The sequence below is a fragment of the Paracoccus hibiscisoli genome (genome assembly GCF_005048265.1).
Classification (GTDB): domain Bacteria; phylum Pseudomonadota; class Alphaproteobacteria; order Rhodobacterales; family Rhodobacteraceae; genus Paracoccus; species Paracoccus hibiscisoli.
Window position 1 is genome coordinate 1 of sequence record NZ_SUNH01000054.1, and the last position, 8,897, is coordinate 8,897.

The 8,897-nt window shown below is 64.8% G+C and carries 7 protein-coding genes and 1 pseudogene; 2 read left to right on the forward strand and 6 right to left on the reverse strand.

Annotated elements, in window-relative coordinates; translation table 11 throughout:
* Window positions 1-951: 951 nt before the first annotated feature.
* The 4 genes and pseudogenes from FA740_RS19840 to FA740_RS18725 all read right to left on the reverse strand — a co-directional run bounded on the left by FA740_RS19840 (window position 952) and on the right by FA740_RS18725 (window position 4,127).
* On the reverse strand, window positions 952-1,095 hold the full coding sequence (locus FA740_RS19840) for a hypothetical protein (RefSeq protein WP_169306385.1): 144 nt from the start codon (window positions 1,093-1,095) through the stop codon (window positions 952-954).
* A 79-nt stretch (window positions 1,096-1,174) separates the two neighbouring features.
* Window positions 1,175-1,470: pseudogene (locus tag FA740_RS20535) on the reverse strand (IS481 family transposase); the annotation flags it as partial.
* An 879-nt stretch (window positions 1,471-2,349) separates the two neighbouring features.
* The gene (locus FA740_RS18720; RefSeq protein ID WP_136858320.1) at window positions 2,350-3,861 is read right to left on the reverse strand and encodes an SGNH/GDSL hydrolase family protein; all 1,512 of its coding nucleotides are present in this window, start codon (window positions 3,859-3,861) and stop codon (window positions 2,350-2,352) included.
* Entirely contained in the window at window positions 3,861-4,127 is a 267-nt protein-coding gene (locus FA740_RS18725; RefSeq protein WP_136858321.1) for a spike base protein, RCAP_Rcc01079 family, read from the reverse strand. Before FA740_RS18725 ends, FA740_RS18720 begins: the two co-directional genes overlap by 1 nt.
* A 1,313-nt stretch (window positions 4,128-5,440) precedes the next feature.
* On the opposite strand from FA740_RS18725, the gene FA740_RS18730 reads away from it, so the two are divergent.
* Window positions 5,441-5,689 carry a hypothetical protein gene (locus tag FA740_RS18730; protein WP_136858322.1) on the forward strand — a complete coding sequence of 83 codons (249 nt, stop codon included), beginning with the start codon at window positions 5,441-5,443 and terminating at the stop codon, window positions 5,687-5,689.
* Window positions 5,690-5,929: 240 nt separating this feature from the next.
* Window positions 5,930-6,130: a hypothetical protein gene (locus FA740_RS18735; RefSeq protein WP_136858323.1), complete on the forward strand. Its 201-nt coding sequence runs from the start codon at window positions 5,930-5,932 to the stop codon at window positions 6,128-6,130.
* A gap of 238 nt (window positions 6,131-6,368) precedes the next feature.
* Here the strand turns inward: FA740_RS18735 and FA740_RS18740 are convergent, their stop codons facing one another.
* Entirely contained in the window at window positions 6,369-7,313 is a 945-nt protein-coding gene (locus FA740_RS18740; RefSeq protein WP_136858324.1) for an NAD-dependent epimerase/dehydratase family protein, read from the reverse strand.
* Entirely contained in the window at window positions 7,310-8,740 is a 1,431-nt protein-coding gene (locus FA740_RS18745) for a hypothetical protein (protein ID WP_136858325.1), read from the reverse strand. Before FA740_RS18745 ends, FA740_RS18740 begins: the two co-directional genes overlap by 4 nt.
* Window positions 8,741-8,897 lie beyond the last annotated feature (157 nt).

Consider the following 8,897-nt stretch of genomic DNA (forward strand, 5'->3'; position numbering starts at 1 on the left):
CGCCGCGAAAGCCCGCTTGTCAGCGCAATACGCACCGCATCCCTGCTCATTTGTCCTGATTGTGCCCATCGTTCATCTCCTTTGCTGCACATTACGTGGTCAAAGGAGCGGCACCAAACCGTGACAGCACCCAATGTGGCACATTACGATGCCGGGAGCGGGAGCCATCCACTCCATCAGTGGCGAACACGGTCTCATTCTAGCGTGTTGGAGATCCGCCACGCTCGATCCATCCGGGTATGCCAATCCATGATCGCCTTCAGGGTGAGCGAGGCATGAGCCGCCGCCGGTCAGAGGCGATGCCGAGCGCCGCGACGCATCGGCAGAGAGATGATGTCCACACACCAAACCTGATTTGGCCGGTCCACACGCAGGCCGCGCGAGCCAGATAAGGGTAAGTCTTGTACCCCTTCGTCGGCCGGCTGGTGTTGGGCTTCTGGTAGATTGGCATCAGCCCCATCAGGCGCATGAGCCGACGGATACGCTTCACGTTCACCTCATGGCCGTTTCCGGGCTTGCGCGGCCCCACGGGGGCCACGGTCCCTGCAACTGCACAGATGCCACGTCACCTGAAGAACGGCGTGTCGGGGAACTGCACATCGATCAACCGCAGTGAGCTATGTGGCCGCCACTGGTTCGAGGTCCATGGCGAACGAAAGGTTCCGCTCCGTCTCACCCTGCGGGGTGTAGTAGAACGACGAGCGCGGGATCGATAGCAGGGCACACTGTTGACCGATCGACAGGTCTGGATGGTCAGGTTCGATCATCGGTGCCTCACGTGCCGCCCCAAGGCTTCAGCTTTGTTTCCAAAAAAGAGTTGGCCACCGCCAGTTCCCCGATCTTGGCATGCAGGTCCCTGACCTGGTCCTCGTTGAACATCGGTGCCTTCCGGCTGCCGCGCTCGAATACACCGGACGCGCCATCCAGCAGCGCGTTGGACGGGAAAACGATTCACTGGATCGTTTTCTGATCCTCCCAACTCCACTGATTGATCATCGTCAGATGCACGCCGAACCGGCTCGCCAGCTCCGACACCGTCGCCTCTCCTTTCAGCGCCTTAAACGCAGGGGCGTGCTGCTTTGGTTTCGAAATCATAGATCTCCTTCGTGGTGAAGATCAGCAGATAGCAAAGCGGAGCTTACGTCAGTGTCCAGTTTTCGGGGGGCACCTCAAGCCGCGTCAGATGCGGGATTGATGGCTTTAGTGCATGCAGGCAAGCGTCCAACGGCAGGAGCCTGTGCCGCCTGAAGGTGGCGATGGTCGCCTCCTCGGCCTCGGTCAGGATCGTCGAGCGTGGCCCGTTCACCCCCGTCTTGAGATCCTCGACCGTCGGCGTTTGCGCCACTTCGCGACTGTCTTGGGATTGGTCTACAACTCCTTGCTCAGCGTCGAGATCGAAGCTTCCGAGCGTTGCGTTTCGGCCCTCACGGCGTGCGTGGTCGAGGCGCTTTCGTTACGAACCTGGCCCATACTGCTTTCTAAAATTTTTAGAGAGGATCATACCAGCGAACCATGGAATCAAATACTGAACGAGGCGCCGATGGCGGATGTCATTATGTCCGGTTCTGTCGTTGGCAATCCGCGTTGTTGCCGGGCGGGAGTTGATGCCTGCGACTTTCTGGCGCTCAAGCGGCACCCGATGGACAGTGGGCTTTGCGCTCGATGGCTACGCGTCGCGTAATGAACGATGTGGTTTAGGGAGATAGCCGTTCCGCTGACAGGACCACTCAGCCGACCCCCGCGCGTGGGTCTGGCGTTGCGAAGATTTGGGTCTATGCCTGCGATGACAGCACCTTCGGCGGTGTCCCGCCCGTGATAGCCTATCGCATCAAGGATTTCCGATCAGATGACCGCGTGCGCCAAGACATATGTGGCGGGAACAGTAACCGGCAGTGTGGCGGTCATGCCGTCCACGCGGCGCCGAGTGCAATGCGGATCGACTGTCTGACTGCAGGTTGGGTAGGGTTTGGTCTCTCTGGGTGGGTGAGCGGCAACATGGGATTCCTGGACTCGAATTCAGAATGACCGGGCGTCGAGGCATCTGGCCTTTACTGTAGATCTCGTCTGGCTCGGCGGGATGACCGATGGACAGACCGCCACGGGGATTAACCGACTGGTCATCCGACTGCCGCTCATGGCTGCGGACGGTCAGGACTGCGGTCCGGCGGCGGAATGACATCATGGTTGGCAGGTCACCCAGCTCGGCTGCGCGTAGAATGACGGGGAAGTCTCCATGGCCCGCAAGGGGGGACGCGTTCATGGTACCAGCGGCTGGCGGGCGTCGTGTTGGACCGGCTGCGGTTCATCACTACGCCCTGGCGATCAAGCAGGCCGGACCGCCTGCCAGCATCACGCCCCCCTGATCGCAAGCGTGGCCGCGGCCCAGTTCGTGTTCGGCGATATAGTGTAGGACCGGGCCTCGGCACCCGCCACCGTGGCAAAGATGAAGGCCATGGGCGTTGTGTCGCTGACCAGTGCGGCACCCGTGGCACGCCGCACGGCCTCGGCGATGCGGGCATGGCCGCGCTTGGTGGGGTGCAACCCGTCCAGGTAGAAATACAGGTTCGCCGGATCGCCCAGATCGGCCATGGCGGGCAGGTCGACCACGCCATCGGCAAGGGTCGCGGCATTGGCCCTGATCCAGTCGTTGAACCCGCTGCGCAGCGTCTCGCGCGCGGCGGTGAACCCAGCCACCGGCGGCAGCAGCCCGACCAGCACCTTGAAGCCCGCCGCCCTGGCCTTGCCCAGATAGGAGGTCATCGACGCCTGCAGCGCGGCCGCCGTGATGCCCGCGAGGTTCATGATGTCGTTGATGCCGCCCAGGATGACCAGCGTGTTCCGCCCGGTTGCATTGAACTGCGCAGCGATGCCCCGGCTGGCGAAGGTGCTGTCCATCGCGGCCAGGGTCCGCCCCGACACGCCCAGATTGGTGAAGGGCAGCCCGGTGATCGTGCCCAGCTGCGTCGGATAGGACGGCGTGGCGCCATAGCCCTTGGTGAGGCTGTCGCCGTCCAGGACATAGCCGAGGCTGGTGACGGTCGGAACCGGATCTGCGGCGGCGATCCTTTCGGTGATGATGGCCTCGATCGTGGCGATGGCGGCGCTGTCCGGCAGGGGGCCGCCGCGCAGGACGACCGGCCCGATCAGGCCGCTGAAGAAGCTGTTCGCCCCGGCCCGCGCGCCCAGGTGGATCACGTCGCGGGCCAGCATGCCGACCGGTGCCGCGGTCGCCTGCTGCGTGCCGTTCACCCGCGCGACCTGCTGCGCGCCGGTCGCGAACAGGCCCATCAGCGCGCCGCTGTGCGGCGCCGCATAGAGGTCGCTGTCAAAGCTGATCGAGGTATTGGACGACCCGACCCGCAGCCATTGGCGGTATTTGATGGCTCCCGCGGGCGCAAAGATGTTGAAGCCCGGCGCGGTCGTCGCGTTCGGCCCCTGCTCGATCAGAACGCCGTTGGTGGCGTCCGAGGTCTTGCGCGCGCCGATGAACAGCGGGGCCTGCGTCTGGCCCGACAGATCAAGGGCCGCCTGCGAGACCAGCCATTGCGCGCCGCCGCACAGCACGCCCCATTCGCCATTGGGGAACCGGCCCGCCACGAGCGCGGCGCTGTCGGCCCCGGTCTGCACCCACCGCGTGCCGTCCTGGGCCACCCAGCACCGGATGCGCTGGCCTTCGGCGGTGACGGGCAGGGTGCCCGCGCTGTCCTGGAACCAGTATCGCGGATCGGGCCACAGCACGGTCCCGCCGGGCAGGGCCGTCAGGATGTCGTCGACCGCGCCGGGGGGCGGCTGGGTCACCGGCTTCGCGCCCGGGACGGCCGTATTGCGCGCAGAGGCGATGCCCAGGCCCAGTCCCAGCATCAGACCCAGCCGGTGATGTCGGTGGCGGTGGTCCCGGTCGCGCGGATGCCCATGGCGGCCATGGTATAGGTGCCCGCCGGCAGCGGTCCGGTGGCGCAGGTGACCCCGGTCCAGCTGATCCACGAGATCGTGCCGGGCGTGTTGATGGTGACGGCGCGCATAGCGACGGGCGGGTCCGCGGTGTTGGAGGGGGTGACGACGATGCTCTGGATGGCGGGTCCGCATGAGCCGATGCTGGAGGAGCGGAACAGGAAATCGGTGGACATGCCGGTCTCGAATGCAAAGGGCCTCGCGATGCGGCGGCGCTGAGCAGTCGGATAGTCCTGCGGATTGGTTAACAAAGCCTCACCCCACCGCGCGTTGCAACGACCCCGCGCCCGACCGCGGAATGACGACGGCCTGATTCTCACTCCGCGTGAACACCCGGCGACCGTGGCAAAGATCAGTATGGCCAACATTGCCCGGACTGGTCAGGGGCGATCAGGCGGAGCCCGTCCTCCCCAATGTCGCGACCGAATGCCGAATCATATTCAATATGTTAAAAGTCAAAGGAACACAGGGCCACCCGTGCCCATTGCACGGCAGATCCCGGGACGGAAAAACATTTCCCATGGGGCGCTGCCGTCAGATCCCGTCAACCATCGTTCGAAAGCTCGCCTAAGACCGGGCCATGCGGCACAGACCCAACCATGCACAAATCCAGCAGCCTGTCGCCCAACACGGGATATTGCAGAACGAAAGCAGCCGGCCACACAAGAGTTCAACCGTCACCGTGACTCGCTTTTCAAAGGTGGAAGCTCGACTTGTCACGATAGCCAAAAGGACGTTCGCGGCGCATCTTGCGGCATATGCCCTTGCGCCAGCCCTTCGGCGGAGTGACGATGATTTCGATTCGGTTGCATCGCGAGCAGCGTCGCCTACCAAGACGGACTACCTTTGCGCGCCTCCCCTCCGGCCAGACCTCAGCCGCATTCCGCAGGGCTGAAATTATCGGGAGAGGGTGCGAAGTTCTGGTCTGCGTTAGCACGGGGCAATGATCCGTGACGGGCCGGCTTTCCATGGACCACCCGGGCGAAGCCCAGGGCTAGATCGCCCGGGAGGCGAGCCGCTTGGACCCCTGCCGGGCCGTTCTTAAGCCTAAACGGTTCCGAGTGGACCGGCGCGAGGGAGGTGACGGACACCGCGACGTCAGTTGGTCCGCCCGGCACGTGCTTCTGGATGTTTGTTGAACTGAGAAGGAGCCCGGCCCGCTCCCGTTGCGGCCATGCCGTTCCTGCGCCTTCAGCTCATGTGAAAGCACGGTCGTAGGGCGTATCACCACCATGGCCTTTTGCGTTGCAAGTCTGCCTTGCCGAACAATGAACGCTCTTCTGGTGAAGGTTATGGGCATGTCGGCGACGTGACCCTGCATGGGCCCAGGACATCGCCTGGACAGCAGCCTGCTGCGGGTTCCTATCCACCACCTAGCGCTGCAGATCGGCATAGGCGGCGGTCAGAACGGCCGGGCGTGCCGGACCCTTATCGGCGGCCATGCGTTCAGCTTGTGCCGCACCGATGCAGGCCAACCGAGGAGTGGACGATGACCGATGCAAAACTGACACTGGAGGACGGCCCGCAGTTGACCGGCGAGATCGTCGATACTGGGGGCGACTATATCCGCATGCGCGCTACCACCGAGATGTCGCAGGACCAGCTTGGCCAATACGGCGAAGGCCGGATCGAGATCGAGGGCAAGGACGAACGCGTTCTGCTGGAAAGCGCGATGCCCGTGCCCGACGACGAAGAGGTGTTCGAGCTGACCATGCGCCGCATGGCGCCCTCGGCCTGATGACATACGGCGCCGGGGGACCTCTGCGGGCGCTTGACAAGGTCGCCGCGTTGATCATCTGATTGACCTGTCTTAAGGGGAAAACCCCCGCCGATCATGGGAAATGCCGCCGCCGCTCCGCGCATCGGGAGCGACGCGTCAGACGGCGGCGGTCAACACTTAACCTGGCTGCACCGGCCCGGACAGGCCTGTTGGTTCGTCTGGGATCGGCCTAGGGGCGGCAATACGAAGGATAGGACGATGCGCGGACAATACAAGCTGCCGGACGGCGCGATCATGATGAGCGATGGCACCACCATGTCGGTCCAGGATTACCAGCATGCAAACCTGCGCCCCGAGCTGACGAAGCTGAAGTCCGAGGCCAATTACAAGGCGAAGCATGGCGCCACGGCCGATGCGACGTCCGATCTGGTCGATCGGGACGAGCCTCCGCAGGCTTGATCGGACCAGGCCCGCCCTTGCCGTGATGATCCCGGCGGGGCGGAGCGGGAAAATCTGGTCCTCACGGGGCGGCAGATGCGGCCGCGCGCACAGCCAGCCATTTGTGATGATGATGTGCTCCACGTCTGCGCGGCGGCATGAGCGTAGGGGATGGGCCTGCTGCCACGACACGGCGTCCAAGGGCGGGTTGTCCGGCAAGAGAATCCGCGGCCTGTCGCGCGGGCCGCGGACGGTCGCATCATGGGCGGGGCGAGACGGGGGTCAGGATCTCCCTCAGCCCGTCCAGCATCGATATCCCCTTGGTCCCGCCAAGGACCTGCTTTAGCCAGCGATCATCGCCCCGCGAATAGCGGATGTCCCCGGCCCGCGCCGGCAGAAAGGTCGTGCCTTGGTCGCTGCCCGGAACGATGCGGCCCAGGATGTCGATCAGGTCCAGCAGGCTGGTCTCTCGGTTGTTGCAGACATTCGACACGATCGCCGACGGCGTGTCCGACAGCAGGGCCAGCGCGCGGCAGATCACCGCGACCACGTCAGCGACATGGATGAAGTCCCGCGTCTGCTGCCCGTCGCCATAGACGGTATGCGGGGTCCCGGCCCGCGCATTGGCGCAGAACCGCGCCACCACCCCCGCATAGGGCGAGCGGATGCTCTGACCCGGGCCATAGACGTTGAAAAAGCGCAGCCCCGCCGAGGGTTGGCGGTGGATCGTCCAGAAGGCGCGGGCGTGATGCTCGCAGGACAGCTTGTCCGCGCCATAGGGCGACAAAGGCGCCGGGACCAGCCCCTCGTGGCACAGCGCCGCCCCCTGATCGCCATAGATCGCCGCCGAGGAGGCATAGACCACGGGGATCCCCCCGCAGGCCCGCGCGGCTTCGAACACCGTGATCGTGCCGCCAATGTTCACCCGGTGCCCGCCCATCCAGTCGGCGACGCATTCGGGCACCGACACGGTCGCGGCCAGATGCACGACGCCGTCGCAGCCCGCCATGGCCCCCGCCACCAGCGCCGCATCGCAGACCGACCCGCGATGAAAGACGGCGTCGGGATGCAGGGCATCCGCGCTGCCGGAACTCAGATCGTCCAGGATCACCACCCGGTTGCCGCCCGCGATCAGCCGCGCTGCCAGATGCGCGCCGATGAAGCCCGCCCCACCGGTGATCAGGATGCTGCGCGGCGCGGTCATGTGTCGGCCCCGCTGGTAATCTGGTCGGGCCAGGAGGCAAAGGCCTGGTTGATCTGCTGCACGACCTGCTTTCGGCGCCCGGCCTGTTCGGTCTGGAAATTCAGCAGCCCCTGATGCGCCAGATGATCGGCAAAGCGGACCATGGCGGCGCGCCCGCGGGGGTTGCGCTGGTTCTTGAACCGCGCCTTGAACAGGGCGCGGCTGTCATCGTCAAACGCGCTCCAGGCCATCTCGGCCAGGACGGCGTGCATGATGTCGGGGTGATGGTCCAGCGTGGCAGCCAGCGCGGCCGAGGCCTGCCCTGTCATCGCGGCGGCGTCGCCGTCGGCCTGGCGCGAGGCGACAAAGGCCGCCGTGCCCTGGGTCCAGACCAGGGCGGTATCGGCGTCGATCTGGGACAGGGCGTGGATCTTCATCGCGGTGACCGGGTTCCTGGCCGCCGCGGCCCGCAGATGGTCCGGGGTGATCTGGTGCAGCGCCTCTCCGCTCCACTGGGCCAGCTCCTCCAGCAGGACCTTCTGGGTCACGGTGCGGGGCTGCTGGGGGATGGGTTCGGCGGGATCGACATTGCGGATCAGCCGCATCGTCTCGGCCAGGTCGGGCTGCGGATCGGCAAAGAAATCGTCGCGCAGCGCCTCCTGGGCGATCAGCGACAGATAGCCGATATGGGTCTGCAGCCGCGGCACATGCCGGTTGCGGCGGCGCAGGGCGTCGGCCTCGGCCAGGCAGCCGGTGTCAGACAGGTCGAAATAGTGACCCCGCATCTGGTGCAGCAGGATCGAGGCGATGGCCATGTCGTGGCGGTGATCCTCGAATTCGGGATAGGGCTTGCCCAGCTCATCGGGCTGGTCGGTCAGGATGCGCGGATCGCAGGCCAGCTCCAGCCAGCGTTCCAGAAAGGCGAATGACGCCTCCGACGGCATGAACAGCGCCGGGCAGGCGTTCATCTGGGGGGCATAGCGCATCTCGTCGGTGTCGGCGCCGGTCAGGATCATGCAGTCGCGCTTGGTGAACTGTCCCTGGACCAGCCATTCGATGCGCGTGCCCAGGATGAAGCGTTTGGGCATCAGCGCCGTCAGCTCGGCCGCGGCTTGGGGGAAGGCGGGGAACGGCTCAAAGCTGCCGACCTTGTAGCGGCCGGCATCGTTGTAGATGACGATATCGTTCGGCCCCACCTGGCGCAGCTTTTCCAGGATGATGTAGGGCTTCCACAGCCAGTATCCCGCACCCCGCGACTGTTCCAGGATGTCGCGGTTCTGCTCCCAGAAGGGGGTCTGGCGCAGCAAGCTTTCGGTGTAATGGGTCGCGCTGTCAAAGCCCGCCCGCAGCGCGCTGTCGCAGTAATAGTCCGAGTTCGCGCCAAAGGGCTGAACCTCATTGCTATAGACCAGAAAATGCGCCTTTTCGATGCGGGAGTTGGGATACATGACAATCCTGCCTGAAAGATCTGAGGTTATTCGACGGTTACGGATTTAGCCAGGTTTCTGGGTTGGTCGACGTCTGTGCCCTTTGCGACGGCGGTGTGGTAGGCTAGGTACTGCATCGGCACCGCATAGAGGATCGGCTGGAAGATGCCGCCTCCGG

Excerpts from the sequence above, each read along its gene's own strand:
- FA740_RS19840 (WP_169306385.1), bottom strand. The coding sequence starts at position 1,095 with ATGATTTCGAAACCAAAGCAGCACGCCCCTGCGTTTAAGGCGCTGAAA.
- FA740_RS18720 (WP_136858320.1), bottom strand. The coding sequence starts at position 3,861 with ATGCTGGGACTGGGCCTGGGCATCGCCTCTGCGCGCAATACGGCCGTC.
- FA740_RS18725 (WP_136858321.1), bottom strand. The coding sequence starts at position 4,127 with ATGTCCACCGATTTCCTGTTCCGCTCCTCCAGCATCGGCTCATGCGGA.
- FA740_RS18730 (WP_136858322.1), top strand. The coding sequence starts at position 5,441 with ATGACCGATGCAAAACTGACACTGGAGGACGGCCCGCAGTTGACCGGC.
- FA740_RS18735 (WP_136858323.1), top strand. The coding sequence starts at position 5,930 with ATGCGCGGACAATACAAGCTGCCGGACGGCGCGATCATGATGAGCGAT.
- FA740_RS18740 (WP_136858324.1), bottom strand. The coding sequence starts at position 7,313 with ATGACCGCGCCGCGCAGCATCCTGATCACCGGTGGGGCGGGCTTCATC.
- FA740_RS18745 (WP_136858325.1), bottom strand. The coding sequence starts at position 8,740 with ATGTATCCCAACTCCCGCATCGAAAAGGCGCATTTTCTGGTCTATAGC.